Annotated in this window: 25 protein-coding genes; 12 read left to right on the top strand and 13 right to left on the bottom strand. The window is 72.8% G+C overall.

The features are described from left to right. Window positions 1-7 precede the first annotated feature (7 nt). From gmd to ACZ7MX_RS17385, 3 genes are read left to right on the top strand one after another with little or no spacing between them, the layout of a single operon-like run. Entirely contained in the window at window positions 8-1,021 is a 1,014-nt protein-coding gene (gene gmd, locus ACZ7MX_RS17395) for a GDP-mannose 4,6-dehydratase (RefSeq protein WP_472132924.1), read from the top strand. Further along, window positions 1,018-1,554: a DapH/DapD/GlmU-related protein gene (locus ACZ7MX_RS17390; protein ID WP_472132922.1), complete on the top strand. Its 537-nt coding sequence runs from the start codon at window positions 1,018-1,020 to the stop codon at window positions 1,552-1,554. The genes gmd and ACZ7MX_RS17390 overlap by 4 nt, the downstream gene beginning before the upstream one ends. Further along, on the top strand, window positions 1,551-2,672 hold the full coding sequence (locus ACZ7MX_RS17385) for a glycosyltransferase (protein WP_472132920.1): 1,122 nt from the start codon (window positions 1,551-1,553) through the stop codon (window positions 2,670-2,672). Before ACZ7MX_RS17390 ends, ACZ7MX_RS17385 begins: the two co-directional genes overlap by 4 nt. Window positions 2,673-2,725: 53 nt before the next feature. On the opposite strand, the gene ACZ7MX_RS17380 is transcribed toward ACZ7MX_RS17385, so the two are convergent. Further along, window positions 2,726-3,994, bottom strand: coding sequence for a glycosyltransferase (locus ACZ7MX_RS17380; protein WP_472133278.1), 1,269 nt, complete (start codon window positions 3,992-3,994; stop codon window positions 2,726-2,728). Window positions 3,995-4,131: 137 nt separating this feature from the next. On the opposite strand from ACZ7MX_RS17380, the gene ACZ7MX_RS17375 reads away from it, so the two are divergent. The 5 genes from ACZ7MX_RS17375 (at window position 4,132) to ACZ7MX_RS17355 (ending at window position 10,945) form a co-directional block, all read left to right on the top strand. Next, window positions 4,132-5,622, top strand: a complete 1,491-nt coding sequence (locus ACZ7MX_RS17375) for a hypothetical protein (RefSeq protein WP_472132918.1) — start codon at window positions 4,132-4,134, stop codon at window positions 5,620-5,622. Beyond that, on the top strand, window positions 5,619-7,295 hold the full coding sequence (locus tag ACZ7MX_RS17370; protein ID WP_472132916.1) for a polysaccharide biosynthesis tyrosine autokinase: 1,677 nt from the start codon (window positions 5,619-5,621) through the stop codon (window positions 7,293-7,295). Before ACZ7MX_RS17375 ends, ACZ7MX_RS17370 begins: the two co-directional genes overlap by 4 nt. A gap of 47 nt (window positions 7,296-7,342) precedes the next feature. Next, the gene (locus ACZ7MX_RS17365; RefSeq protein ID WP_472132914.1) at window positions 7,343-8,863 is read left to right on the top strand and encodes an oligosaccharide flippase family protein; all 1,521 of its coding nucleotides are present in this window, start codon (window positions 7,343-7,345) and stop codon (window positions 8,861-8,863) included. A gap of 92 nt (window positions 8,864-8,955) precedes the next feature. Further along, window positions 8,956-10,494, top strand: coding sequence for a fibronectin type III domain-containing protein (locus ACZ7MX_RS17360; protein ID WP_472132913.1), 1,539 nt, complete (start codon window positions 8,956-8,958; stop codon window positions 10,492-10,494). Between the two features lie 22 nt (window positions 10,495-10,516). Continuing rightward, window positions 10,517-10,945, top strand: coding sequence for an FAD synthase family protein (locus tag ACZ7MX_RS17355; protein WP_310722932.1), 429 nt, complete (start codon window positions 10,517-10,519; stop codon window positions 10,943-10,945). 79 nt (window positions 10,946-11,024) lie between these two features. Here ACZ7MX_RS17355 and ACZ7MX_RS17350 read toward each other — a convergent pair whose 3' ends face one another. Next, window positions 11,025-11,753 carry a CDP-alcohol phosphatidyltransferase family protein gene (locus ACZ7MX_RS17350; RefSeq protein WP_472132911.1) on the bottom strand — a complete coding sequence of 243 codons (729 nt, stop codon included), beginning with the start codon at window positions 11,751-11,753 and terminating at the stop codon, window positions 11,025-11,027. 42 nt (window positions 11,754-11,795) lie between these two features. Here ACZ7MX_RS17350 and ACZ7MX_RS17345 point away from each other — a divergent pair, with 42 nt between their 5' ends. The 3 genes from ACZ7MX_RS17345 (at window position 11,796) to ACZ7MX_RS17335 (ending at window position 14,432) form a co-directional block, all read left to right on the top strand. Next, entirely contained in the window at window positions 11,796-13,088 is a 1,293-nt protein-coding gene (locus ACZ7MX_RS17345; protein WP_472132909.1) for a glycosyl hydrolase family 28-related protein, read from the top strand. Between the two features lie 59 nt (window positions 13,089-13,147). Further along, window positions 13,148-13,729: a GNAT family N-acetyltransferase gene (locus ACZ7MX_RS17340; protein WP_472132907.1), complete on the top strand. Its 582-nt coding sequence runs from the start codon at window positions 13,148-13,150 to the stop codon at window positions 13,727-13,729. Between the two features lie 253 nt (window positions 13,730-13,982). Beyond that, window positions 13,983-14,432 carry an ATP-binding protein gene (locus ACZ7MX_RS17335; RefSeq protein WP_472132905.1) on the top strand — a complete coding sequence of 150 codons (450 nt, stop codon included), beginning with the start codon at window positions 13,983-13,985 and terminating at the stop codon, window positions 14,430-14,432. Window positions 14,433-14,465: 33 nt separating this feature from the next. On the opposite strand, the gene ACZ7MX_RS17330 is transcribed toward ACZ7MX_RS17335, so the two are convergent. The 6 genes from ACZ7MX_RS17330 to pdxR form a co-directional block, all read right to left on the bottom strand. Next, entirely contained in the window at window positions 14,466-15,719 is a 1,254-nt protein-coding gene (locus tag ACZ7MX_RS17330) for a PP2C family protein-serine/threonine phosphatase (protein WP_472132903.1), read from the bottom strand. Further along, window positions 15,716-16,723: a SpoIIE family protein phosphatase gene (locus tag ACZ7MX_RS17325; protein ID WP_472132901.1), complete on the bottom strand. Its 1,008-nt coding sequence runs from the start codon at window positions 16,721-16,723 to the stop codon at window positions 15,716-15,718. The genes ACZ7MX_RS17330 and ACZ7MX_RS17325 overlap by 4 nt, the downstream gene beginning before the upstream one ends. Further along, window positions 16,720-17,199, bottom strand: coding sequence for an ATP-binding protein (locus ACZ7MX_RS17320; protein ID WP_472132899.1), 480 nt, complete (start codon window positions 17,197-17,199; stop codon window positions 16,720-16,722). The genes ACZ7MX_RS17325 and ACZ7MX_RS17320 overlap by 4 nt, the downstream gene beginning before the upstream one ends. Continuing rightward, window positions 17,183-17,593 carry an STAS domain-containing protein gene (locus ACZ7MX_RS17315; RefSeq protein ID WP_472132897.1) on the bottom strand — a complete coding sequence of 137 codons (411 nt, stop codon included), beginning with the start codon at window positions 17,591-17,593 and terminating at the stop codon, window positions 17,183-17,185. The genes ACZ7MX_RS17320 and ACZ7MX_RS17315 overlap by 17 nt, the downstream gene beginning before the upstream one ends. Continuing rightward, the gene (locus ACZ7MX_RS17310; protein ID WP_472132895.1) at window positions 17,590-18,468 is read right to left on the bottom strand and encodes an STAS domain-containing protein; all 879 of its coding nucleotides are present in this window, start codon (window positions 18,466-18,468) and stop codon (window positions 17,590-17,592) included. The genes ACZ7MX_RS17315 and ACZ7MX_RS17310 overlap by 4 nt, the downstream gene beginning before the upstream one ends. 146 nt (window positions 18,469-18,614) lie before the next feature. Then, window positions 18,615-20,105 carry a MocR-like pyridoxine biosynthesis transcription factor PdxR gene (gene pdxR / locus ACZ7MX_RS17305; RefSeq protein WP_472132893.1) on the bottom strand — a complete coding sequence of 497 codons (1,491 nt, stop codon included), beginning with the start codon at window positions 20,103-20,105 and terminating at the stop codon, window positions 18,615-18,617. 46 nt (window positions 20,106-20,151) lie between these two features. On the opposite strand from pdxR, the gene ACZ7MX_RS17300 reads away from it, so the two are divergent. Beyond that, window positions 20,152-21,348: an MFS transporter gene (locus ACZ7MX_RS17300; RefSeq protein WP_472132891.1), complete on the top strand. Its 1,197-nt coding sequence runs from the start codon at window positions 20,152-20,154 to the stop codon at window positions 21,346-21,348. A gap of 27 nt (window positions 21,349-21,375) precedes the next feature. Here the strand turns inward: ACZ7MX_RS17300 and ACZ7MX_RS17295 are convergent, their stop codons facing one another. The 5 genes from ACZ7MX_RS17295 to ACZ7MX_RS17275 all read right to left on the bottom strand — a co-directional run bounded on the left by ACZ7MX_RS17295 (window position 21,376) and on the right by ACZ7MX_RS17275 (window position 24,826). Then, window positions 21,376-21,720, bottom strand: a complete 345-nt coding sequence (locus tag ACZ7MX_RS17295) for a hypothetical protein (protein WP_472132889.1) — start codon at window positions 21,718-21,720, stop codon at window positions 21,376-21,378. A gap of 140 nt (window positions 21,721-21,860) precedes the next feature. Further along, window positions 21,861-22,787, bottom strand: a complete 927-nt coding sequence (gene tgmB / locus ACZ7MX_RS17290; RefSeq protein WP_472132887.1) for an ATP-grasp ribosomal peptide maturase — start codon at window positions 22,785-22,787, stop codon at window positions 21,861-21,863. A gap of 6 nt (window positions 22,788-22,793) precedes the next feature. Beyond that, the gene (tgmA, locus tag ACZ7MX_RS17285; protein WP_030409928.1) at window positions 22,794-22,985 is read right to left on the bottom strand and encodes a putative ATP-grasp-modified RiPP; all 192 of its coding nucleotides are present in this window, start codon (window positions 22,983-22,985) and stop codon (window positions 22,794-22,796) included. 284 nt (window positions 22,986-23,269) lie between these two features. Beyond that, window positions 23,270-23,548: a hypothetical protein gene (locus ACZ7MX_RS17280; protein WP_472132885.1), complete on the bottom strand. Its 279-nt coding sequence runs from the start codon at window positions 23,546-23,548 to the stop codon at window positions 23,270-23,272. Between the two features lie 60 nt (window positions 23,549-23,608). Continuing rightward, a complete protein-coding gene (locus ACZ7MX_RS17275; protein WP_472132883.1) occupies window positions 23,609-24,826 on the bottom strand; it encodes an AI-2E family transporter in 1,218 nt (405 codons plus the stop codon). Window positions 24,827-24,868: the final 42 nt, after the last annotated feature.

Below are 24,868 nucleotides of genomic sequence, written 5' to 3'. Positions count from 1 at the left end.
GGAAGCCATGACCAAAACCGCTGTGATCACCGGCATCACCGGCCAGGACGGTTCGTATCTCGCGGAATTGCTGTTGAGCAAGGGCTATGAAGTGCACGGGCTGATGAGACGCTCGTCGAGCTTCAACACCGAGCGCATAGACCACATCTACCAGGACCCGCACACTCCCGGGCGCCGGCTGCTGCTGCACCACGTCGACCTGTCCGACGGGGTGGCACTGGTGAACCTGCTGCGCGACGTGCAGCCGGACGAGGTCTACAACCTCGGTGCGCAGTCCCATGTCCGGGTCTCCTTCGACGCCCCGCTGTACACCGGCGACGTCACCGGACTGGGTGCGCTGCGGCTGCTGGAAGCCATCCGGGCCAGCGGCGTGCGGACCCGGCTGTACCAGGCGTCGTCCTCGGAGATGTTCGGCGCCACCCCGCCGCCGCAGAACGAGACGACGCCCTTCCACCCCCGCAGTCCATACGGCTGCGCCAAGGTCATGGCCTACTGGTCCACCGTCAACTACCGCGAGGCGTACGGGCTGTTCGGGGTCAACGGGATCCTCTTCAACCACGAGAGCCCACGGCGCGGCGAGACCTTCGTCACCCGGAAGATCACCCGCGCGGTGGCCCGTATCCAGGCGGGTCTGCAGCAGCACCTCTATCTCGGCAATCTCGACGCCGTCCGCGACTGGGGTTACGCGCCCGAGTACGTGGAGGCGATGTGGCTGATGCTCCAGCGGGACGAGCCCGACGACTACGTGGTGGCGACCGGGGTGGCCGCGACCGTACGCGACTTCCTGCACGCCGCGTTCGACTGCGTGGGACTGGACTGGGAGCGCAGCGTCCGGTTCGACCCGAAGTACGAGCGGCCCAGTGAGGTGGACGCGCTGATCGGCGATCCGTCCAAGGCGAAGCGGCTGCTGGACTGGTCGCCGAAGGTGCAGTACGACGAGCTGGCGCGGATCATGGTGGAGTCCGACATACGGCAGCTGGAGGACGAACTGTCCGGCCACCGGGTGCGGGTGGACCGATGACCACGTCCGCCACCGTCCGCCGGCTGCGCGGTTTCACCGGCGCCGGCTACGACAAGGGCCGCGGCCTGCTGACCCAGGCCCTCTGGTTCGCCGTGCTCAACCTGTTCTTCGTGAAGTGGTGGTTCCCGCCGCGGCTGCGCCCCGCGGTGCTGCGGGCGTTCGGCGCGCGGGTCGGTGACCGGGTGCTGATCCGGCACCGGGTGCGGGTGCAGTGGCCGTGGAAGCTCACCGTCGGCGACGACGTCTGGGTGGGCGAGGACGCCTGGCTGATCACGCTGGAGCCGATCACGATCGGCCATGACGTCTGTGTGTCCCAGGGCGCCGTGCTGTGCACCGGAAGCCATCAACGCCGCTCCCCCACCTTCGAGTTCGACAACGGGCCGATCCGTCTGGAGCCCGGCTCCTGGGTGGCCGCCCGCGCCATGGTGCTGCGCGGGGTGACCGTCGGTGCGGGCGCGGTGGTCGGTGCGGGCGCGGTCGCCCACCGGGACGTGCCCGCGGGGGCCGTGCACACCACCGGGGGTGCCCGGTGAGGATCAGCCATGTGGTGACCCTGGTCAGCGACGACGGGGCGTACGGCGGGCCGGTGAGCGTGGCCACCGGGCAGCTGGGCGAACTGGCCGCGCGGGGGCACGAGGTCGAGCTGATCGCCCTGTGGCGCGGCCGGGGCGGCCCGCCGCGCACCGTGGACGGGGTGCCGCTGCGGGCCCGCCCCGCGCGCACGCTCGTTCCGGGGCAGGGGTTCCTCGGCCTGTTCCACCCCGGGCTGCTGCCGCTGCTGTGGCGCGCCGCGGGCCGGGCCGGCGCCCTGCATCTGCACGCCGGCCGCGATCTGGTGTCGCTGGCCGCGCTCACCGTCGCCGTACTGCGCCGCCGGCCGTTCGTGGTGCAGACGCACGGCATGGTCCAGCCGCGGTCGTCGGCCGTCGCCCGGCTCTTCGACCGGATCTATGTGCCGCTGCTGCGCCGGGCGGCCGCGGCGCTGGTGCTCACGGACGAGGAGGAGGCCGGGCTGCGGCGGGTGCTGGGCCCGCGCGGGCCGCGGCTGGTCCGGCTGCACAACGGGGTGCGGCCGGCGGCAACCGAGGCGGCGGCGCGGGAGCCGGCCGAGGTGCTGTTCCTGGCCCGGCTGCAGGCCCGTAAACGGCCCGAGGCGTTCGTGCGGATGGCGGCGCTGGTGCACCGCAAGCGCCCCGAGGTGACGTTCCCCGTGTACGGCGCGGACGAGGGCCGGCTCGGTGCCCTCCGGCGGCTGATCGCCGAGGAAGGGCTCGGCGAGGTGGTGACGTACGGCGGGGCGCTGGACCACGGGGCCGCGGTGGCGCGGACCGCGCGGGCCGCGGTGTACGTGCTGCCGAGCGTCGAGGAGCCCTTCCCGATGAGCGTGCTGGAGGCCCTGGCCGTCGGCACGCCGGTGGTCTGCACGGACCGCTGCGGGATCGCCGGTGCGTTGCAGCGCCGCGGGGCGGCCCTGGTGACCGACGGTTCGCCGGAGCAGCTGGCCGATGCGGTGCTGCGGCTGCTGGAGGACGAGGCGCTGCGGGAGCGGGTGGTGCGGGCCGGCCGGGCGGCGCTGGACGAGGAGTTCTCGCTCGCCGCGGTGGCCGACCGGCTGGAGGAGCACTACCGGTCCCTCGCGGGAGGCGGATGAGCCGGGTGGCGGCGGGGCTCCGGCCCCGCCGCCGGTACCTCACGGGCCGGTGCCTAGCGGCCGCCGGCCCGCCCGTCCACGGCCAGCCGCAGCAGGCCGGTGATCCGCGCCAGTCCGGCCCGGCTGCTGAGCCGTTCCTCGGCGTAGCGGGGACCGCGGGCGCCCAGCCCGGCGGCCCGTACGGGGTCCTCGGCGAGCGCGCGGACCTCGGCCAGCAGCGCCTTGGGGTCCTCCGGTGCGATGACGGTTCCGGCACCCGAGCGGAGGACCTCCTGGGCGGTGCCGCCGTCGGCCGCCACCGAGGCGATCACCGGCCGGCCGGCCATGAAGTACGAGGTCAGCTTGGACGGCAGGCTCATGTCGAGCACGGACGCCTTCTGCGTCACGGCGAGCACATCGGCGGCCGCCAGCACCTCGGGGAACTCCTCGGCGTCGGCCGGCGGGAGGAAGGACAACGCGCGGCTGCCGGCGCCCAGCCGTTGCAGGGCGGCGCGCTGGTTGCCGTCCCCCATGAGCACGATCCGTACCGGGGCGGCTTCGCGGTCGGCGAGCCGGGCCGCCTCGACCAGCACCTCCAGTCCTTGTTTGAGACCCATGTTGCCGGCGTGCAGCAGCACGGTCTCGTCGGCCGCCCAGCCCAGCCGGGCCCGGGTCCGCTCACGGTCGCCGCGCGGGCCCGCCACGTGCGTCCAGTTGGGCACCACGTGGATCCGTTCGCGGGGCACCCCCATCGCCGTGACCCGGGCGACGAACGACTCGTGCACCACCCCGACGACGGCGGCGCCGCGCAGGACGTGGGCCTCGACGGCTCCGGCCAGGGCCGCGGCCCGGTCCCCGCCCTGGATGCCGCTCTGCTCGGCGGCCGCGCCCATCAGGTCCTGGACGACCACGACATGCGGCACCCCGGCCCGCCGCGCCAGCCGGCCGCCCAGCACTCCCCCGGCCAGGGTGGGCATCTGGGTGAGCACCACATCGGGCCGGACGGGCGGCGGCGCCAGCACACCGTGCGCCAGGATGCTCGCCTCGAAAAGCGCCCGGCGGGCGGCGGTCTGCCGGGCAGGTACGGTGTGCCGCCGGCGGTGCACGGTCACCCCGCCGCGGTGCTCCCGCATCCGCCAGCGGCCGCGGTAGCCCTCCGCCACCCGCCAGGACGGGTAGTGCGGCAGGCCCGCGAGGACGTGGGTGTCGGCCCCGGACGCGGCGAGGTGCTCGGCCACCTGCGTCGAGTACGGCCCTATGCCGGTGTGCTCGGGTGCGTAGTTGGTCGAGACGACCAGCACGCGCCGCCCGTCGAACGAGTTTTCCACGGATGCCCCCCTCAGGCTGTGCCGGTCATCGTAGAAGCGGTCAAGGCGTCCCGGACTGTGAATTGGGTTGCGATTGTGTCCCGAAGCCACTCTTGTCATCCGATGTCGCTTAGATTGTGGGCCGCTGAACGGGAGTTGGGGGAGGTGGGCCGGTGACGGCGGGGCGTGGGGTGGCCGGCGGGCCCGGGCGTGCGATGGCCGCGCTGGGCTGCTGGGCGCTGCTGCTGGTGGTGTTGCTGCCGCTGCTGGTGCTGCGGTCGCTGGACGCCCGCTTCGGTGCCGCGCTCGCCGTCCAACTCGTGGTGGTGGTGCACACCGGTGCGGCGCTGGCGCGGGTGCTGACGGACGTCCGGGCCCGGCTGATCGCGTTCGGTTTCTGGCTGTTCTCCTACGTGTGGCTGGGGCTGGCGCCGCTGGCGATGCTCGCCACGGACGCGTATCCGCGCGGGTTCGTGGTCGATGCGCACACCGCGTTCGTCTCAACCGCCCTGGTGGAGACGGGACTTCTGGCGTACAGCGCGGGGTCGGCGGTGGCCGCCTGGCGGTCCGGCCGTGGGTCCGCGGTCCTCGAACCGCTGCTCGCGCGGCGCCTGGCGCCGGGGCGGGTGCTGCTGTTGGGCGGGGCGGCACTGTTGCTGGCGGTGGTGCTGATCCCGCAGCAGGGCGGGCTGGCGGCGTTCTTCCTCAGCCGGCAGGCGGCCAACGAAGCGGCGGCGCTCGCCGAGCCGGCGGGGTCGGCGGACCGGGCGATGTCGGCCTGGCTGCTGTCGGTGCCGGCGTTCTGGGCGCTGGTGGCACTGGTCCACGTGCCGCGGTTCCCGGCCGGCGACCGGATTCTGCGCGGCCTGCGCTGGCTGTTGCTGCCGGTGCTGGCCGCGGTCAACGTGATCGTCAACAACCCCGTCAGCCAGCCGCGGTTCTGGGCCGGGACGGTGCTGCTGGCGCTGGTCTTCGGTGCGTCGTGGCTGCGCGGGCCGCGGGCGTTCCGGGTCGGAGCGGCGGCGGTGGCGGCCGTGGTGCTGGTGGTCTTCCCGTACAGCGACTACTTCCGTTACGACAAGCGGGAGCCGGTCCGCATCGTCTCGCTCGCCGAGCAGTTCACGTCCAACGGGGACTACGACGCGTTCCAGCAGATCGAGACGGGTGTGGACTACGTCCGCACCCATGGCTTCACGCCGACGGCCGCGCTCGGGCCGCCGCTGTTCTTCGTGCCGCGCGCCGCGTGGCCCGGCAAGCCGGACGACGCGGGCATCCTGCTCGCCCGGCACGCGGGGTACACCTTCGAGAACCTCTCCGCGCCACTGTGGATCGAGACGTACATGTGGGCCGGCTTCCCGTCGGTCGTCGCGGTCTTCGGTCTGATCGGCGCGGTGGGGCGGCGGATCGACAAGCTGCGGCACCGGCTGCGGCGGCACCGGGGCACCCTCGCGGCGCTGCTGGTCCCGGCGTTCGGCTTCTACCAGCTGGTGCTGCTGCGCGGCAGCCTCATGGCGATCGTCGGACCGCTCGCGCTGCTGGTGTGCATCCCGCTGCTGATCACCCGCAAGCCGGGGCGCCCGTCCCCGCCCGCGGCCGCGCCGGAGCCGGTGGCCCCGGCGGACCGCACCGCACCGTCGCTATGCACAGGAGGAACACGTACGTGAGCGTCTTCGACGAGCCCGCGGAGGAGCCGGACCAGATCCGCGACCAGTTGCGCCGGCTCTTCCGGTACCGGGCGTTCATCCTGCTCGGCCTGGTTCTGGGCCTGCTCGGTGGCGGTGCGGTGTTCGTGCTCGGCGGCCCGACCTATACGGCGACGGGCGAGGTGGTGGTGCATGCGATCAGCACCGCGCCGTTCGAGGCCGGCGGGGTCTCGGCGGACAAGCAGATCAGCATGGGCACCGAGCGGCAGATCGCGCAGAGCGCGTCGGTGGCGGCCGGTGCGGCCAAGGCCCTGGGGGAACGCACGGATCCGGCCGTTCTGCAGCGCGATCTGCGGGTGAGCAATCCGCCCGAGACCCAGACCCTGCTGTTCGAGTACAGCGCGGATTCCGCGGACCGGGCGTCCGCACTGGTCAACGCGTTCGTCCACGCCTACCTGACGTACCGTCAGGAGGCCGCGACGCAGCGGATCGACACCACGGTCAGCAAGCTCGGGGACGAGCTGAAGCCGCTCATGGCGCAGCGGAAGGTGCTGGACCGCCGGATCGCGGACGCGGGCAGCGGTGCCGGGCGGGCCGCCGACGAGTCCGAGCGCAGAGACCTGGTGTCGCAGATCACCGACCTGCAGGGCCGCATCTCCAGTCTGAAGTCCCTGGACACCACGCCGGGTGACATCGTGCGCAAGGGCGATCCGCCGGCCTTCCCGTCCAGCCCCGGCCTGGCGGTGCTGCTGCTCGCCGGTGCGGTGGCGGGACTGGTGCTGGGAATCCTGGCGGCCTGGGTCCGGTCGGTGCTGGAGCCGCGGGTCCGGTCGGTGGCGGACGTGCAGGACAACCTGCGGGCTCCGGTGCTGGGCATCCTGCCGCGGCGGCGGGGTGGCGAGCAGGTGCTGGAGGTGGGGCGGTCCGGGCACGGCAACCGGGCGGAGGCCTATCGCACCATCGCCTTCCGGCTCATGCACGACCTGCGGTTCTCCGGTACGGACAGCCTGCTGATCGTTTCCCCGCGGGAGAACGCGGAGGCGGTGCCGGTCGCGGTCAATCTGGCCGGCGCGTTCGCCGAGATCGGCAACGACATCCTGCTGGTGGAGGCGGATCTGCGGACGCCGCAACTCGCCCAGCGGCTGCCGCTGCGGCCCGGTCACGGCCGGCCGGTCCCGGGCAGCTGGGCGGAGGGCGAACGGCTCGCGGTGGAGGCGGGGGTGGACGGCCGGTTCGAGCTGCTGCCCGGGCGGGAAGTCCCCAATCCGGCCCGGGTGTTGTCCTCGCCGCAGTTCGCGCGGTTGCTCAACGCCCCGTCGGGTCCGGACGAGCGGGTCGTGGTGGTCACCGGGCCGCTGCTCTCGCACGCGGACGGGCTGGCCGTCGCCAAGCAGGGCGCCGGCGTGGTGGTGGTCTGCGACCTCAACGAGGTGCGCCGGGACGATCTGGACCGGGTGTGGGAGCTGATCACCGGCGCGGGCGGGCACATTCTGGGCGCCGTGCTGGACAAGGGGCGCCGCGGCCCGTCGCTGCGCCGGCTGACGGACGGCGGGCCGACCCGTCGCAAGCGCGGCCGGAACCAGCCCCGGACGACCGTGGTGGCACCCTCCGTCCGGCCCGGTCCGCCGGCTCCGCGCACCGGCCCGGTGGCGGCGGACGGCGCGTCCGCCGATGCCCGACCGCTGCGCGGGTGACCGGCGTCCGCCCGGCGGGCCCGGGCCGCGCGACGACGCCAACGGGCATGCGGGCCAAGGACGTTGGTGGGCTCGGCGTGCGGACGACGGCCCGCGGGAGTCTGTTCGCGCTGGCCGGTTCCGCGGCGAACGCGGTGTTCGGGTTCCTGCTGGTGGCCGTCGTCACCCAGGGCCTCGGGGCCCGCGGGGCCGGTGCGGTCTTCACCGCGGTCGCGGCCTTCACCATCCTGAGCAACGCCCTGAAGCTGGGCGCCGACACCGCGCTGGTCCGGTTCGTCTCCCGGGACCTGGAGCTGACCGGTGGGTCCGGGGTGCCGGGGCTGCTGCGGACCGCGGTGCTGCCGGCGCTGGTGGCGAGCGGGGCCGCGGCGGCGGTGCTGCTGTGCTCCCCCGGGCTCGCCGGCCGGCTGCTGCCCGAACTGGACCCGGGGCAGGCCGGTGCCGTCCTCCGGCTGTGTGCGGTGTTCCTGCCGGTGACGACGGTGACGCTGGTGCTGCTCGGTGCGACCCGGGGGTACGGGTCGGTGGTGCCGTTCGTGGGCGTGGAGCAGCTCGGCAAGCCGGTGCTGCGGGTGCTCCTTGCGGTGCCGCTGGTGCTGTGGGCGCCGAGCGTGACCGGGGTCTGGGCGGCCTGGCTGCTGCCCGGGGTGCTGGGCGCGGTGGCGGCCGGGATCTCGCTGCGGCGGTCCCGGCGCACCCATCCCGGAACGGGCCGGCCGCCGCCGCGGGCCCGGGAGTTCTGGGCGTTCGCCGGACCGCGCGCGGTGTCGTCGCTGTTCGACATCGCCGCGGTGTGGATCGGCGTGATCCTGCTGTCGGTGCTGGGCACGAGCGCGGAGGCCGGCGTCTACACGGCGATCGGGCGGCTGATCACCGCTGGGACGCTGCTGCAACTGGCGGTCCGGCTGGCGGTGGCGCCGCAGATCAGCCGGCTGCTGGCGGGCGGTGACGCGGGCGCGGCACAGCGGCTGCACCGGCACTCGACGCGGTGGATCGCGTTGTTCTCCTGGCCGGTGTTCGTACTGCTCGCGGCCTTTCCGCGCACCGTGCTGTCGGTGTTCGGTACCGGCTTCGCCGCCGGCGCGCCGGGGCTGGTGGTGCTGGCGGTGGCCGCTGTGGTCAACGTCGGCGTGGGCAACGCCCAGACCGCGCTGCTGATGGCCGGGCGGAGCGCGGCGAACCTTGCCGTGGCGGGGTCCGCTTTCGCGGTCCAGGTGGGCAGCGGGGTGTGGCTGGTGCCGCGGTACGGGGTACTGGGCGCTGCGGTGTCCTGGGGGCTGGCGATCGTCGTGGACAACGGGGCCTCGGCGCTGCTGGTCCGCCGGCGGCTGGGGTTCCGCACCGTGGACCGGGGCTATCTGCTGGCCGCGCTGACCGGGCTCGGAGCGGTGTCGTGCGGGGCGTTCGGTATGCGGGCGCTATGGGGGGACAGCGTGGCCGGTGCGCTTTTCGCAATAGTTTTTTCCATCGGGGCGTTCGGCGCCCTCGTCTGGCGCTATCGTTTGCCGCTGGGGGTAGGGGAGTTCTTCGGTGCGCTGCGCAAGCGCAGTTCGGAAAACTCACGGTGAACGCTGGTCGCAATTCCACACGGAAATCAACTCGTTCGCGCTTCCTGTCCCGACAACATTTCTTGCTCGCGCCATGCTTCCAGGGGGGACCTGTGCGCCAACGAAGCAGACCCGTCCATCTTTTCCTCGCGGCCGCGGTGCTCGGCACCGCCTCGACGGCGCTCGCCGTCGGTCCGGCCCAGGCCAACGGCGAGGCCACACTGACCGCCGATCCGCTGAGCACCTGGCAGACCGACGGCATCGTGTGGTCCCTGGCGTACGCCAAGGGCATCGTCTACGTGGGGGGCCGGTTCGATCACATCCGGCCGCCCGGTGCGGCCCCGGGCAGCGGTGAGCTCGCCCGTAGGAACTTCGCGGCGTTCGACGCCAAAACCGGCCAACCGCTCGCCTGCGCCCCGGCGTTCAGCGGCGGTGAGAACACCATCCGCGCGATGAAGGCCTCGCCCGACGGTTCGCTGATCTACATCGGCGGCTCGTTCGGCAAGGCCGGTCCGGTCGGGCGCTCCAACACCGCCTCGCTCGACACCGCGGACTGCACGATCGGCGACGACTGGAAACCGACGGTCAGCTCGACCGTGCGCGCCCTCGACGTGACCGACGACGCGGTCTACATCGGCGGCCAGTTCGCCACCGTCCAGGGGCAGACCCGCGAGCGGGTCGCCGCACTGCGTCCGACGGGTGAGCTGCTGCCGTTCAAGGCGACGATCCGGGGCTCGTCGATCCCGAACGACCCGACGCCCGGGGTGAACGCGATCACGGTCGCCCCGAAGCTCAACAAGGTCATCATCGGCGGCCGGTTCACCTCGGTGAACGGCAGTCTGCTGAGCGTGCACGCGCTGGCCGGGCTCGACGCGACCACCGGCAAGGTCGTCAACACCTTCACCGGCTGGATCCCCAGCAGGTCGGCGGTCAAGGCGCTCGTCAACGACGGCACCAACTTCTATCTGGGCGCCGAGGGTACCGGCGGCGGTGTCTTCGACGGGCGGATCGCCGGCCGGCTGTCGGACGGCGGGCAGATCTGGAAGGACACCTGCCTGGGCGCCACCCAGGCCGTGCTGCCGTACAAGGGCGTCCTCTACAGCGGGTCGCACGCGCACAACTGCTCCGACACCCCGGGCGGCTTCCCCGACATCGGCAACCGGCAGCACTTCCTCGCCCAGTCGATCGCGGACAAGACGATCCTGCCGTGGTTCCCGGACACCAACGACGGGATCGGCGAGCAGATCGGCCCGCGTGCGCTGACCATGGCGGACGGGATCCTGTGGGCGGGCGGCGAGTTCACCACCGTCAACGACGCGCCGCAGCAGGGTCTGACGCGGTTCGCGGCGGCTCCGGACACCGGTGCGCCGCAGGTGCCGCTGATGAGCGGGTCGAGCCCGTCGCGCGGGAAGATCACGCTGACCTGGAAGTCCTCGTGGGACCGGGACAACGGCGCGCTGACGTACAAGCTCTACCGGGACGGGGTGTACCTGACCTCGCTCACCAAGGACTCGCGCTACTGGGACCGGCCGGAGATGAGCTTCACGGACACCGTGGAGCCCGGCTCGGCGCACCGATATTCGCTGGAGGTCACCGACGGCACCAACGTCTCGGGCCGCAACGGCCCGGTCAACGTCACCGCCAAGAACTGACCATTCGCCGACTGGGGAGCACATGACGCACCGCGTGGGATACGCACCCGGGGTCTACGACCTGTTCCACATAGGGCATCTGAACATTCTCCGGCATGCCAAGAGCCAGTGCGACTATCTCGTGGCCGGGGTCGTCTCGGACGAAATGGCCGAGCAGGCCAAGGGCACGGCACCGGTCATTCCGCTCACCGAGCGGCTGGAAATCGTGCGCAGCGTCCGTTTCGTGGACGCGGCGTTCGTGGAAACCGTGCCGGACAAATTGGTGACCTGGGAGCAGGTCCGGTTCGACGTCCTCTTCAAGGGCGACGACTGGCGGGGAACGAGCAAGGGCGACAAGCTCGAAAGGGATTTCGCGGCGGTCGGCGTCGAGGTGATCTATTTCCCCTACACCGTGCACACGTCGAGCACACTGCTGCGCAAGGCGCTCGACGGGCTGGCGAATTCGGCGTAATACGGGAGGCCGGCAGAGGTGTGCGGAGGCGTTCCCCGGAGTACTTCCGGGGAACGCCCCGCTGCCTCGTTCCCGGCCGTCAGCGCACGGGGACGGACAGTTCCCGGTACCACTTGACGAGGAACGCCACCATGAAGAGGAGATGGGCGGCGAGCAGCGTGCTGTACGCCGCGACGAACAGGTCACGGCTGCCGAAGAGCAGGAAGGCCGCGCAGAACACGCCGTAGTCGACGGGGAGCAGGGCCACCGCACGCAGGGTGGACACCGGTGCCGCGGCGGGCCGGCCCGCGCCGTTCCGCAGCCGCTCGGCGCGCTTGAGCTGGTCGGTGAGGATTCCGCCGAAGAAGACCATCACCGCAGCGAATTGGAAGGCCACCGGCAGCAGCAGGAACACCGGGTCGGAGAATCCGAAGTGACGGTAGAAGGCGAGGAGTACGGCCATGTGGACGGCGAGCATCTTCGCGCAGTCGACCACATGGTCCAGCCACTCCCCCGCGGCGCTGCCGGAGCCGGTCAACCGGGCGAGCTGGCCGTCGGCCGAATCCAGTGCGAAACCCAGGCCGAGTGCCGCGACGATTCCGAGCGCCGCGGCGGGCGAGGGCTTCAGGGTCGCGATCATCACCACCCCGGCGAAGGTCACGGCCGCGCTGATGAGCGTTACCTGATTGGGCGTGAGTTTCAGCTGATGGCCCGCCGCGGCGAGTATCCGCCCGGCCGGCCGGTTCACATAGCGCGAATACAGGGACACCCCCTTCGCGGATTTCTGGGCCGCCGACAGTTCCCTGAGCGCATATCCGAACTGACTCATGTCCCCCCACTCGATGAAATGGACCCCCCGGAGGAGCACATCATGGCAGGCAGGACCTCTCCGTCAAACGGTGGCGCCGGCCGCCGGACGGTTCTGGCGGGTACGGCCGCCGCGCTCGCGGCCGCCCTGGCCGGCTGCGACTCCGCGTCCGACCGGCAGCCGTCCGACGAGGCCCCGCAGGGGCCGCTGGTCACGGGCCCCAAGCCCAAGGGCAAGGACGTCATCGACGTGGTGGCGGACTGCGGCGCCAAGGGGGACGGCCGCACCGACGACAGCCGTGCGTTCGCCCGGGCCTACGCCTACGCGGCCGGCCGGGTCTGGGACCACATCGGCCGGACCGTGATCGACATTCCGGCCGGGACGTACCTCATCCGGTCGCCGCACGCGCTGCTCGACGCGCCGGCCGGCAAGCTCAAGGCCAACGGCCTGCGGTTCCGCGGGGCCGGGAAGCGGATGACGCAGCTGATCTTCGCGCCGTCCCGGGCCAAGGACGCCTACCTGTGCCGCAACGAGGACGGCTGGGCGAATGTGATGTTCGAGCAGATCGCCTTCCGCTCCGGCACGCCCGGCGCCTCGTTCTTCTACTCGTTCTCGACCGGCCAGGCCCAGGACTACCGCTTCTCCGAGTGCGAGTGGACCGGGGAGTGGACCTACGGGCTGGCCCTCGACGGCAGCAACACCAACTCCGAGATGCGCTGGGACGCGTGCCGGGTGGGCGGCTCCTACCGCAAGGCGTTCCTCTACTCCGGGCTGTCGCAGAAGTCGCCGGACCAGTCGCAGCAGGACCAGTTCCTCAACTACTGGTTCACCGACATGAAGGTCGAGTACTCCTGGGGGAATTTCCTGGAGTTCCCCTACGGGGGCTCGGTCACCTGCCGCGGCGGTTCGTACATCATCACCGGCCGCCGCCCCGGCGACTCCCCCGACTACGGGCGGACCAGCACCTTCTTCCGCTTCCCGCGCGGCCCGCACCACGACTCCGTCCAGCGCTTCCACGCCGAGGACATCCGCTTCGAGGTGCGCGGCCCGGACACCGTCGTGATCGACTGCGCCTGGGACAGCGGCACGGTGCACTTCAACGACTGCGACGACACCGCGCACGCCTTCAAGCCGTTCGCCGGGGCCAGCCGCCCGCACCGCTACCGCATCGGCCCCCGGGGCCCGTTGGTGCGCTACGACTCGTGCCAGCTGTCCGGGAAGCACTTCTACGAGGAGGACGGCGACGGCGGCCCCAAGGCCCGCTACGACATGTGCCTGCTGCGCAACCACCCGGCGCAGGACTTCATCGAGGGCGCGGGCGGGCGGGTGTCGTTCGTCGACTGTCTGGGAACCTGAGCCGCCCCGCGGGCGAAAACGCGCTTTCGGTGCGGAGTGGGGCCAGGCACGATCACCGCATGCAACTCCTGTGCTTCCCGGAAGCGGACACCCCGGCCACCCTGCGCGCGCAGGTCCTGGACCTCCAGCACCAGGCATGGCCCCCGGCCGAGCCCTCCCCCGGCCCCGGCGCCGCCCTCACCCACGATCCGGCGCTGCATCCCCGCTCGATGCTGCTCGTCGACGACGGCACAGTGGTGGCGGCGCTGGACGTGCTGTCCAAGCCGCTGGTGCACGCCGGCCGGCGCTACCGGGCGGGCGGGCTGAGCACCGTCGTGACCCGACCCGACGTACGCGGCAGGGGATACGGCCGACGGCTGGTCGCCGCCGCCCGTACGGCCATGGCCGATGCGGGCCTGGATCTGGGCGTGTTCACCTGTGACCGGCCCCTCGAACCCTTCTACCGGAGCGCGGGCTGGCGGCTGCTGCCCGGCACCCATCTCATCGGCGGCACGCCGCGGTGTCCCCTCCCGAGCGACCAACCGCCCTTCGACAAGGTCACCATGGCCGACTTCTTCTCCGCCGAGGCCCGGCGGCACCGCGCCGCGTTCCGGTATGCCCGTCTCGCGCTGTATCCGGGGACGATCGACAAGCTCTGGTGATCCCTTACCAAACGGGCGGATTAACGCAGTGTGACCAGGGTAGTAAGGATCTGCAATTGAAGAGGCTGACGGAATAGCAGGTCAGGGCCATGCTCTTGACCTGTGCTGCGACGGACACACGAGGGGAGTGACTCTCCGTGTATGGCACACGGGATTGCCGGCGGTCACCGTCCGGCGGACCGGAGGCATGCGCGGAGGACGATGTGGCGGCCCGGTGGCCCGTCTCGAGGACGACACGAACGAGGTGATCCTGTTGAGCAGCACCACGGCCCGGCACCACGGCATGACGCCGTCGGCCCCCTCGCCGTCGGCGCAGGTGACGACGATGGCCAGGCGGCCCAGGGCGGCCGCCACCGCGCGCGAGGTCACCCGGAAGTTCCTGGCGGGCCTGCGGCCCCCGGTGGACGCCCGCGCCGCCGACGCGGTGGTGCTCGTGGTCTGCGAGCTCGTCACCAACTCCGTACGGCACGCGACCGGTTCCTCGTTTTCGCTGCGGCTGGCCGTCTGCGGCGATGCGCTCGCGGTGGGCGTGACCGACGCGTCCAGCGATCCGCCCGTGGGACGGGTGGCCGATGTCGACGGCGACACCGGGGGTTTCGGCTGGCCGATGGTCCAGCGGCTCGCGATCGCCACGTCGGTGTGCCTGACCGACCAGGGCAAGACGGTGCACGCGCTGATCCCGTGCCGCCGGCGGGAGCGGTGAGCGCCACCCCGTGAGCACCGGAGGTGCTCCTGCCTACCCCGGCTGCGGGGCCCGCCGGAGGGTCAGTGCGAGGGTGTCGTCGGAGTGCAGGATGACCGCGTGCATGTCCTCCGCCAGGGCGCCGGGGATCTCCCTTATCGGGCGGTGCCGGTGCTGTAAGACGCTCTCGATCAGCCGCTGTTCGCCCTCCAGCGGGTCCCGGCGGCTTTCGGTGAGGCCGTCGGTGTAGAGCACGAGCAGGTCCTGCTCGTGCAGCCGGGTGCGCAGCAGCCGTTCGCTGCCGGGCAGCGGGAAGCCCACGCCGCGGCCGCGTACCTCCAGGAATTCCGCGGTCCCGTCGCGGCGGACCACCAGCGCCGGCGGGTGGCTGCCGTTGGCCAGCTGCAGTTCGCCGGTGGCGGGGTGGAGCCGGACGAGCAGGACCGTGGCCATCAGCTCGGGGTCGAAGGGGGTGAGGATCTCGTGGGTGCGCGCCACGATCGATTCCAGCGGGTGGCCTTCGAGGGCCAGGGTGCGGACCGCGTGGGTGACGTTGAGCGCGCTGCGGGTGCTGCGCACCCCGTGGCCGAGGGCGTCGACGATGGTGATGTGCACGGTGCCGTCCGGCAGCAGGAACCAGTCGTAGAGGTCCCCGCCGGTGGGGGCGTCGGTGCCGGCCGGTGCGTAGTGGACGGCGAGTTCCAGGCCGTCGACGGTCAGTGGCGGCGGCCGCAGGGCGTCCTCGAGTTCGCGCAGCGTCTGGCCGTGGGCGTTGCGGAGCCGCTCGTCGCGCTCTTCGAGCTGGACGTAGAGGGCCAGCACACCGGTGTTGGTCTCCTCCAGTTCCTCGGTCAGCCGGCGCTTTTCGGCCACGAGGGCGTCCACGCGGCCCAGCGCCGCCCGCAGTTCCTCCTCCAGCGCGGCGGTCTCGGTCGTCGCGGTGTCCGCGGCACCGTGCGGGCGGTGCGGTTCCGGGCCGCCGCCGGGGTCGGTGAGCGGGACGCGCCAGGTCAGTGACCCGTCGGATCCGGTGCGGGCCGGCAGCGGGGAGCGCCCGGCGCGCGGCGGGCGGGCCGCGCCCGGGGTGCGGAGGGTGAGGACGAGGGCGGGCGCCGCGGCCCGGCCCCGGCCGGTCTCCCGGGTGACCTCCAGGGTCACCGCTTGGCCGGCGTCGAGCGCGGCACCGGCCGATTCGCTCACGGCGAGCACCAGACGGGCCCGGGTCTCGACGGGCAGCGCACTGGATTCGGCCAGCCCGCGGACGGCCTGCTGGAGCGCCGGGAGGGTGTGGAGTACGCGTGGGGTCACAAGGGTCTCTGGTAGCGGTTGGTGGCAAGGACGGTGGCGTCGTCCCTGGTACGGCGGTGGCCGTGGGCCAGGGCGGTGACGAGCAGGGGCGGCGGCAGGCGCAGCAGGAACGGCGGCGGGGTGCGGGTCCAGCGGTGGTCCAGGCCGTCGGTGTGGAGCACGGCGGTGGCCCCGTCCTCCATGGGCAGCTCGCGGGGATGGGCGCGGGGCAGGTTCAGGCCGGCCACGCCGGGCTGCCCGGTGAGCTGGTGGTGGACGCGGTCCGGGGTGACCACCAGGGCGCGGACGTTGCCGACCCCGCAGTACTCGGCGCGGTCCGGGTGCAACCGCAGCAGTGCGGCGGCGGCGCCGCGGGTGTGGCGCAGGGCGCGGTGGACGGCGTGCAGGATGTCGGGCAGCGGGCCGTGCGGCTCGCGCCGGAAGGTGCGCACCGCGAGCTGTGCGGCCTCGGCGGCCGGCGGGCCGTGGCCCAGTCCGTCGACGACGAGGGCGGTGCGGGTGTCCGGTCCGTCGGCGACGGCGCAGGCGTCACCGCTGAGCCGTTCACCGGCGGCCGGGAGGCAGACCGCACCGAGTCCGTGCAGGCCCGTGGCCGGTTGTGCGGACAGGGTGAGCCGGGCGCAGGCGAACGTCCCGTCGGTGGGCGCGCTGCGGATCGTGAAGGTGGTGGCGATCCGGCCGACCGCGCCCAGGCCCGCGCCGAGGGTGTCGGTGGTGGTGTAGCCGTCGGCCAGGCACCGCCCGAGCTCGGTCATGCCCGGTCCGCGGTCGGCGGCGAGGATCTCCACGCCGTCGCCGAGCGGGGTCCGCTGCACGTACAGGGCGCCGTTGACCGCGTGTTTGGCGAGGTTGCTGCCGAGTTCGGAGGCGAGGACGGCGGCCTGGTCGGGCAGCGGTGCGGGCAGCGCACAGTCCCGGGCCAGTGCGCGGGCGGTCTCCGCGGCGACGTGGACGGCGCTGTAGTGGTCGATGGGCACGTACGCCGTGGGCGGCGGGGCGGTCACCGTACGGCCCACCGCGTGGCCGTCACGGTCGTCCCGCCACCCACCTCGGTGCGGATGTCGAATTCGTCCATCAGCCGCCGGGCGCCGCCCAGGCCGTGTCCGAGTCCGGAGCCGGTGGTGTAGCCGTCGGCGAGCGCGGTGGGGACGTCGTCGATGCCGGGGCCGTCGTCGGTGACGGTCAGCCGCAGGCCGACCGCGTCCCGCCGGGTCGGGTAGTCGATGGTGAGGGTTCCGCCGCCGCCGTGGACGTAGGCGTTGCGGGCGAGTTCGCTGGCGGCGGTGACGACCCTGGTCTGGTCGACGATGCTGAAGCCGACCCGGCGGGTGGCGGCCCGTACGGCATGACGGACCGTCAGCAGGTCCTGTTCGCTGCGCACGCCGTACGTGGCCGGCCGGGCGACGGCCTCGCCGTTGGCCGCGCGGCGCTCCGCGTCCCCGAGCACGGTCGTGCCCCTGGACTCACCGGCGCCGGTCATGACGAGCCTCTCCGGGTGGCTCTGGGCTCTGGTGCCAGCCCAGGGCCGCCATGCCCTGTTCCGCGTTGAGGGCGGTCTCCACCCCGTTCAGCTGCAGTCCGAGTTCGGCGAGCGTGATGGCCACCGGCGGGCGCATGCCGGCCACGATGACCCGGGCGCCCAACAGCCGTGCGGTGGTGGTGAGTTCCATCAGCATGCGGGCGACGAAGGAGTCGATGATCTCCAGCCGGGAGATGTCGATCAGCACCCCGCGGGCCCCTTCGGTGGCGATCCGCTCGGTGAGCTCGCTGGTGAAGAGCACGGCGGACTCGTCGTCGAGCTCGTTGAGGAGGCCGGTGACCAGGACGTCCCCGAGGCGCAGGATCGGCACTCCGGTGGCGGGCGGGCTGCTCATCGGTCCGCCCCCGGTGCGGTCACGGCCGGCGCGGCGTCGGTGAGCTGGATCGCGGCGGCCAGCGCGTCGGCGAGGGTGGCGCGGGTGAGGATGGTGGACAGGTCGATGCCGAGCTGGGCGATGGTCTGGGCGATCGGCGGCCGGATCCCGCTGATCACGCAGTCCGAGCCCATCAGCCGTACCGCGTTGACGGTCTGCATCAGGTGCTGGGCCACGGCCGTGTCCACGGTGGGCACGCCGGTGATGTCGATGATGGCGACCAGCGCCTCGTGCTCCTGGATGGCCTCCAGGAGGTTCTCCATGACGACCTGGGTGCGGGCGGTGTCCAGGGTGCCGATCAGGGGAACGGCGAGGACCTGGCGCCACAACCGCACCACGGGCGTGGAGACTTCGAGCAGTTGCCGGCTCTGCCGGCGGATGATCTCTTCCCGGCCGTCGACGTAGGTCTCGAAGGACAGCGCGCCGGCGGTGTCCAGCAGACGGTTGGCGAGGAGGGACGCGGCGAAGAGTTCGTCGCCGTCCCCGCTGTGCCGCTGTACGGCCTCCAGCAGCGCCTCCTTCAGCGCCATCACCGCCAGCGCGGTGACGGTGGGGCTCACGCCGTTGCGGGCCCGGCGCAGCGAGAGGTCGGACACCGCCTGCCGCAGCGCCTGGTGGCCGGTGAAGACCCGCTCCACCGGGAGGTCGCCTTCGAGTCCGGCGAGCAGGGCGCCGAGCAGTGCGTCGGCCTCCTCGCGCAGTGCGCTCTCCCCGACCCCGTCCCCCGAGGCCGCCCGGGCCAGCTGCAACTGCACCCAGCGGTCGGCGATATCGTCGGCGTCCGTGCGCAGCGCTGCCGCGATGCGCTCCCGTGCTGCCGCCTCGGTGGTACGCAAACCCCTGTCCTTTCTGACGACTTACCGGGGCGGTGCCGCCCCGGTCCGGTCCACGCGAGCGGCCGCCGGCCGCTCGCGATCTTCCTCGCCGCGGCAATGCTACCGAGGCGGTCACGTATGAGGATGCCCAGTTCGGAGCGGTCCGATCAGGAAGAGTGCGGGCCGACCGGTGGAAGGGCAGGAATTCGTCCTGGCCGGTCGCCCGCGTCCTGGTCGGCCTCCCTCGGCCCGCACCCGCCCAGCAGGTCCCCGACTGCGGCGATACCGGCGGTGATGGCGCGCTCGCCGAGGTCGCCGAAGCCCAGGACGAGTTGGGCGGGTGCGGTGGCGCCGGTCGAGCGGCAGGCGCTCATGCCGTGGAGGCCGACGGACCGGGTGCGGGCGGCGGCGATGAGGGCCTGCTCGTCGGTCCCGGGGGCGAGGTGGGCGACGGCGTGGAAGCCGGCTGCCAGGCCGGTGACCGCGACGCCGGGGGCATGGGTGGCCAGTGCCGCCACCAGGGCGTCCCGGCGGGCCGCGTAGACCGTCCGCATCCGCCGCAGCTGCCGGTCGTACCTGCCGGATTCGATCAGCTTCGCCAGGGCCAGCTGGTCGAGCGTGGGGGAACCGCGGTCGGCCCGTTGCTTGAGTGCGGTGACGGGTGCGGCAAGGGCGGGCGGGCAGAGCAGCCAGCCGAGGCGCAGCGCGGGGGCGAGGGATTTGCTGACGGTGCCGACGGCCAGTACGCGGCCGGCCGCGAGTCCCTGCAACGACCCGACCGGCTCCCGGTCGTAGCGGAATTCCGCGTCGTAGTCGTCCTCGATGACGAAGCCGTCCCGGCGCTCCGCCCAGTCGAGCAGGGCCAGCCGCCGCTCGGGGGCGAGGACCACGCCGGTCGGCCACTGGTGAGCGGGCGTGACGACGACGGCCCGGGCGTCGGTGGCGGCCAGCGCCGCGACATCGATGCCCTGCTCGTCCACCGGTACGGGCACCGCCGCCAGGCCGGCCGACGCCGCGGCCGCGGTGAGGGTGGCCGGTGAGCCGGGGTCCTCATGGGCGACGGCACGGATACCGGTTCGCGCGAGGGCGCGCAGGGCCAGGTCGAGGCCCTGGGCGTAGCCGGAGCAGATCACGAGCCGTTCGGGGGCGGCCGCGGCGGCCCGTACCCGGCGCAGGTAGCCCGCGAGCACCTCGCGGAGCACGGCGCTGCCGCGCGGGTCGCCGTAGTCGAGTTCCGCGGTGGGCAGGGTGCGGCCCGCCTCGCGCATCGCCCACAGCCAGTCGCCGAGCGGGAAGGACCGGAGGTCGGGGACGCCCCAGCGGAAGTCGGCCAGCAGGCGCGGCGGTTCGGGGCGGGACGGCGGGGCCGGCGAGGGTGGTGCGCAGGCGCCGGCGGCGACCCTGGTGGCGGAGCCGACCCGGGTCACGAGGTAGCCCTCGGCCTGGAGCTGGGCGTAGCAGTCCTGGACCAGGCCGCGGGACAGCCCGGCCTCGCGGGCGAGTTGGCGGGAGGAGGGCAGCCGCTCCCCTACCTGGAGCCGTCCGGTGCGGATGGCGTCCCGCAGTGCGCGTTCCACCTGGGAGCGCAGCGGTTCACCGCTGTTCCGGTCGAGGGCCACCAGGAGATCGGGCGACAGACCGGACCACTGTGGCGACACGGAATTGGAGCTTACCGGGGGTCCACCCGGACTCTAGCGTCGCCCCATGACCACATCGATGGACCCTCGTTGCCCGGACACCGCGGCCGGTGCGCGGCCACGTCTGGTGACCCGTGCGCTGCTGCTGCGCTTCGTGAGCATGGTCGGTGCCTCCGCGAGCTTCTTCCTGCTGTTGCCGGTCGTGCCGCGGTACGTCGAGGCGTCCGGTGGAGGCGGCGGGGCGCCGGGCGTGGCCACCGGGACGTTGATGCTGGCCACGGTGCTGGGGGAGTTGGCCACTCCCCGCCTCGTGAGCCGCTTCGGATACCGGCTGGTGCTGGGTGGCGGCCTGTTCCTCCTCGGGGCGCCCGCGCTGGTGCTGCCCCTCTCGGGCGGGATGGCGGGGATCGTCGCCGTCTGCTTCCTGCGCGGACTGGGGTTCGCGGCGGCCGTCGTCGCGGGTGGCGCGCTGACCGCCTCGCTCATACCGGCCGCGCGCCGCGGGGAGGGACTGGCGCTGGTCGGCGTCGTTTCGGCGGTGCCCTCGCTGTGCGGTCTGCCGCTGGGTGTGTGGCTCGTGGCGCAGGTGGGGTACGGCCCGGTCGCGGTGGCCGCCGGACTGGTCGCGCTGGTGTCGGTCGCCGCGGTCCCCGGGCTGCCCGACCGGGAGGTGGCGGCGGGGCCGTCGGTGGGCGTGGTCGCCGGGCTGCGGGACGGGGCGCTGCTGCGGCCGGCGGCCGTCTTCGCCACGACCGCGCTGGCGGCCGGGATCATCGTGACGTTCCTGCCGCTCGCGGTGGCGTCCGGTTCGGCCGGGGTGGTCGCGGTGGCGCTGTTCGTCCAGCCGCTCGCCGCGGTCGTCGCGCGCTGGGTCGCCGGCAGGTACGGCGACCGGCACGGCCCGTCCCGGCTGGTGCTGCCCGGTCTGCTGCTGTCCGCGGCCGGGACGCTCGGCCTGGTGCTGACGGACAGCCCCGCCGCCGTGGTCGCCGGGGTCGCCCTCTTCGGTACCGGATTCGGCCTCGTCCAGAACGCCACCCTGACGCTGATGTACGCCCGGGTGCCTGCTTCCGGTTACGGCACGGTGAGCGCGCTGTGGAACGTCGCGTACGACGCGGGCATGGGCGTGGGCGCGGCCGGCTTCGGGGTGATCGCCGGCTGGACGGGCTATCCGGCGGCCTTCGCGGTCACCGCCGTCCTGATGCTCGGTGCGCTCGTCCCGGCCCGGCGCGACCGCACCGGCGGGACACGCGACGGCGGCTGACGAGCCGTCCGCACGGGGTCCGGTGCGTCAGCCCTCCTGCCACCTGCGGCCCATCCCGCGGCACAGTGCCGGGTGGACGCCCAGGTAGCGGAAGGGCTTGAAGGCCGCCATGGAGAGGGCGCCGAACCGCCCGTCGGGCTTGACGAGGACGAGGACGAGGTCGAGGTGCGCAGCCTGCTCGCCTTCTCCCTGCGGACCGGCAACCACTTCGTCGCCGCCGACCACGGCCCGCGCCACCGCGCGGAGGTGAGGGGAATGACCGGGAAGTGGCTGCTGCGGTAGCCGGAAGCCGGCGATGCGCGGAATCTGACGGCTGGTGTGCGCCGCACCGTCCTGGACGACCTGCGTGGGAGATTTCGCACCGGATGGCACACCGTCCCTCCACACTCGCCGTACCGTCCCACCCCCACTCAGCGCCCCGTCCGGGCGACAATCGCCGTATGGATCCGCTGAGCCCGTCGTTCCGGGAGTCGGTCACCGGGCCGCGGGGCCCGAGGGGGTGGGTGCCGGCGTCACCCGGGTTCCTCGGCCAGCCAGGTGGCGATGGCCTGGGCGATGGGCTGGTCGGTGTCGAGCTGGATGAAGCCGAACTGACCGCCCTGGTTGCATTCGAGGAACCACCAGGCCCCCTCCCGGTCCTCCGCGAAGTCGAAGGCTCCGTAGGAGAGTTGGGCGAGGCGCAGGTACGCGGCGACCGAGCGCCGGACCGTGTCGGGGACCTCGGTGGGCTTCCAGGCGGCGTTCTGGGTGAAACGGCTGTCGACCTCGTCCGGATCGGCCTGCTTGCGGGCGGCGAAGAGCCGGCCGCCGACGCAGGTGAGCCGGATGTCGGCCTGCTTGTGGATGTGGCGCTGGAGCAGCGTGGGGGAGGCGGCCACTCCGGTGAAGTCCACGTCCGGGCCGATCCGGGTGGTGGGCAGCACCATCGGGGGCTCGCCGGGGTGTTTGCCGGACACCGACTTCACCACGAGGTCGCGGTGGGTGGCGGCGAACTGCCGGGCGACCGAGGGGAAGGTGGTGATCAGGGTGGGCGGGATGGTGAATCCGCTCTGCTGGGCGAGGTGCAGCTGCCAGGGCTTGTAGCGGGCCTGCGCGGCCGCGACGGGGTGGTTCATCCAGCGCGCCGGGGTGCAGGTGAGCATGCCGTAGAGCGCGTGCTCGGCCTCCGTGGCGAGCCAGGCGGACTGTTCCTCGGCACGGGTGCCCGGGGCCCCGGGCCGGCGGACCCATATCGACCGCAGGCTGCGCAGGCTCACCATGCGTTCGTCCGCCTTCAGGTGGCCGTGGAAGACGTGGTGGGCGTAGTCCGCCGACAGGGCGACCCGGCCCGGCAGGTCGGCGGGGTCGAGGCGGACGAGCGGGACACCGCGGTCGTGGAGGATCGTGACCACCATGTCCGCGGTCAAGTCCTCCTCGCACGTGAGGACCAGGACGGTCATGGACGCTCAGTCGTCGAAGTGGGTCTTGGAGCCGGCCGTGGACGCGGTCGTGCCGGTGGCCAGCAGCACGGCCCGGCTGGAGGTGGCCGGGCGTCCGTCGGGCAGTACGTTGAGTTGCCGCGCGGCGTCATAGGTGTACGGCGCGGCGGTCGACGGTGTCACCGCCGGACGGGCGTAGCTCAACGCAAACGGTCGCATGCTTTCTCCTTTACAAGACCCGGTTCCCACCCGCCGCGGTGGCGGTGTGGTGACGGGAGCCCCCACCTGATGACTCTGCACGGAGGACGCGACAGTCCGGTCAAATAGTTGCCAGTTTTGCTCGTTTCCGACGATCCTCTTGACGGAAATGCGGTGAGAACGTAGCTGCCGACCCGGTACGTTCGGTCTGACAGCACGGAACTGGGCCCCTAGGAGAGCATTCCCTCAGCCGGGCCGTAGATGGCCACGAAATGTCCCCTCCGCTGACGGGATGTCAGCGGAGGTCAGCCGTCCGTCGTCACCTCGGCGAGCCGGAACGGCCCCGCGGCGCCGGGGCCGAACATCACCGGCAGGTTGCGTCGGCGCGGTACGACGACGAGCGGTTCGTCGCGGTACTCGCGGAGGAATTTCTCCAACGGCTCCCAGATGAGATCCCGGTAGCCGGATTCGGTCCGCTGGTGCTCGAAGGAGAGCGTGAGGGCGGACTCCACGAGGCTCACGCTCACCGAGTCCACCTCCAGCCACTCCCCACCGATCCAGGCTTCGAGCCGCACGTATGACATGACGCAAGAGTGCCCCGGACGGTGCCGCAGCCGCAATCGGCGTCCGGGCGCGCGGTGCGCTCAGGGGGCCCGGAAGGACGCGGCGGGGAGCGCGCGCAGCACGCTGTAGACGGACCACACCACCGAAACGAGCGGTACCGCGACGATCGCGCCGGGCACACCGGCGGTGACCGCGCCGCAGACCACCGAGAGCGCCACGACGACCGGATGCAGCTGGACCGCGCGGCTCATCACGAGCGGGTGCAGCACATGGCCCTCGATCTGGCCGATGACCACGATCAGCAGCACGACGATCAGCGCGATCAACGGGCCCTTGGCGGCCAGCGCCACCACGGCGGCCACGGCCAGCGCGACCGGCGAGCCCACCAGCGGGATGAAGGCGGCGAAGAACTCCAACACGGCCAGCGGGACGGCGAGCGGCACGCCCAGGATGAACAGCGCGACGCCCACGAGCACGGCGTTGATCGCGGCGACCAGGACGATGCCGCGGGTGTAGCCGGTGAACGTGGTCCAGGCGGCACGGCCCGCGAGCTGGACCGGGCGGCGCCGGTCGCCGGGCAGCTGGCCGCCGAACCAGCGCCACATCCGGCCGCCGGAATGCAGGAAGAAGACCGAGCAGAACAGCGCGAGCACGCCCACCGTCGCCGCTTCGACGAGCCGGTCCACGCCGCTCAGTGCCGTGCTGATCAGCGCCGACCGGTGCGTGGAGACGAACCTGCGGACCCAGGTCTGCAGATGCGCGAGGGTCTCGCGGCTCAGGTGGACCGGCGGGCCCTGGGCCCATCGCTCGATCCTGGCCACACCGCCGTCGAACTCCCGGCGCAGGCCCGCCCACTCCCCCGCGACGTTCGCACCGATCAGGCTCAGCACACCGAAGAGCAGCAGGATGCCGAGCAGCAGGCCGGAGGCGACCGCCACCGACCGGGGCATCCAGCGGTCGAGCAGGCTGGTCAGCGGCTCCAGAAGGGCCGTCAGGACGAGTCCCAGGAAGACCGCCAGGGTCACCAGGTGGAACTTGCCCAGCGCCACGAAGACCGCGTAGACCACCGCGCCCACGATGATCAGGCGCCACCCGTACGCGGCGGCGGCCTGGAGCATCGGGGACGGCCCGGCGGGTACGACCGGGCGGCGCTCCGGTCCCCCGCCCGCCGTCCGGCGTACGGTCACGGTCCGCCGGCCGCCGCGGGTCCGCAGGACCGCGAGCCGGCCGCGTGGCCGGCCGCCGCTTTCGGAGGCGCCGGACGTACTCTCCCGCTTCCTGCCGGGTCGGTTCCGCACCTGGCCGCCACCGCCCTCCGCGCGCCCGTGCCTACCCAGAGG

This window comes from Streptomyces sp. NPDC107765 (genome assembly GCF_055657085.1).
This window is presented reverse-complemented; position numbering and strand designations above follow the sequence as displayed.

Bases quoted from the DNA above. Each gene is read 5' to 3' on its own strand.
- gmd (WP_472132924.1), top strand. From the start codon at position 8: ATGACCAAAACCGCTGTGATCACCGGCATCACCGGCCAGGACGGTTCG.
- ACZ7MX_RS17390 (WP_472132922.1), top strand. From the start codon at position 1,018: ATGACCACGTCCGCCACCGTCCGCCGGCTGCGCGGTTTCACCGGCGCC.
- ACZ7MX_RS17365 (WP_472132914.1), top strand. From the start codon at position 7,343: ATGCGGGCCAAGGACGTTGGTGGGCTCGGCGTGCGGACGACGGCCCGC.
- ACZ7MX_RS17355 (WP_310722932.1), top strand. From the start codon at position 10,517: ATGACGCACCGCGTGGGATACGCACCCGGGGTCTACGACCTGTTCCAC.
- ACZ7MX_RS17350 (WP_472132911.1), bottom strand. From the start codon at position 11,753: ATGAGTCAGTTCGGATATGCGCTCAGGGAACTGTCGGCGGCCCAGAAA.
- ACZ7MX_RS17345 (WP_472132909.1), top strand. From the start codon at position 11,796: ATGGCAGGCAGGACCTCTCCGTCAAACGGTGGCGCCGGCCGCCGGACG.
- ACZ7MX_RS17340 (WP_472132907.1), top strand. From the start codon at position 13,148: ATGCAACTCCTGTGCTTCCCGGAAGCGGACACCCCGGCCACCCTGCGC.
- ACZ7MX_RS17320 (WP_472132899.1), bottom strand. From the start codon at position 17,199: ATGACCGGCGCCGGTGAGTCCAGGGGCACGACCGTGCTCGGGGACGCG.
- ACZ7MX_RS17315 (WP_472132897.1), bottom strand. From the start codon at position 17,593: ATGAGCAGCCCGCCCGCCACCGGAGTGCCGATCCTGCGCCTCGGGGAC.
- ACZ7MX_RS17300 (WP_472132891.1), top strand. From the start codon at position 20,152: ATGACCACATCGATGGACCCTCGTTGCCCGGACACCGCGGCCGGTGCG.
- tgmB (WP_472132887.1), bottom strand. From the start codon at position 22,787: ATGACCGTCCTGGTCCTCACGTGCGAGGAGGACTTGACCGCGGACATG.
- tgmA (WP_030409928.1), bottom strand. From the start codon at position 22,985: ATGCGACCGTTTGCGTTGAGCTACGCCCGTCCGGCGGTGACACCGTCG.
- ACZ7MX_RS17280 (WP_472132885.1), bottom strand. From the start codon at position 23,548: ATGTCATACGTGCGGCTCGAAGCCTGGATCGGTGGGGAGTGGCTGGAG.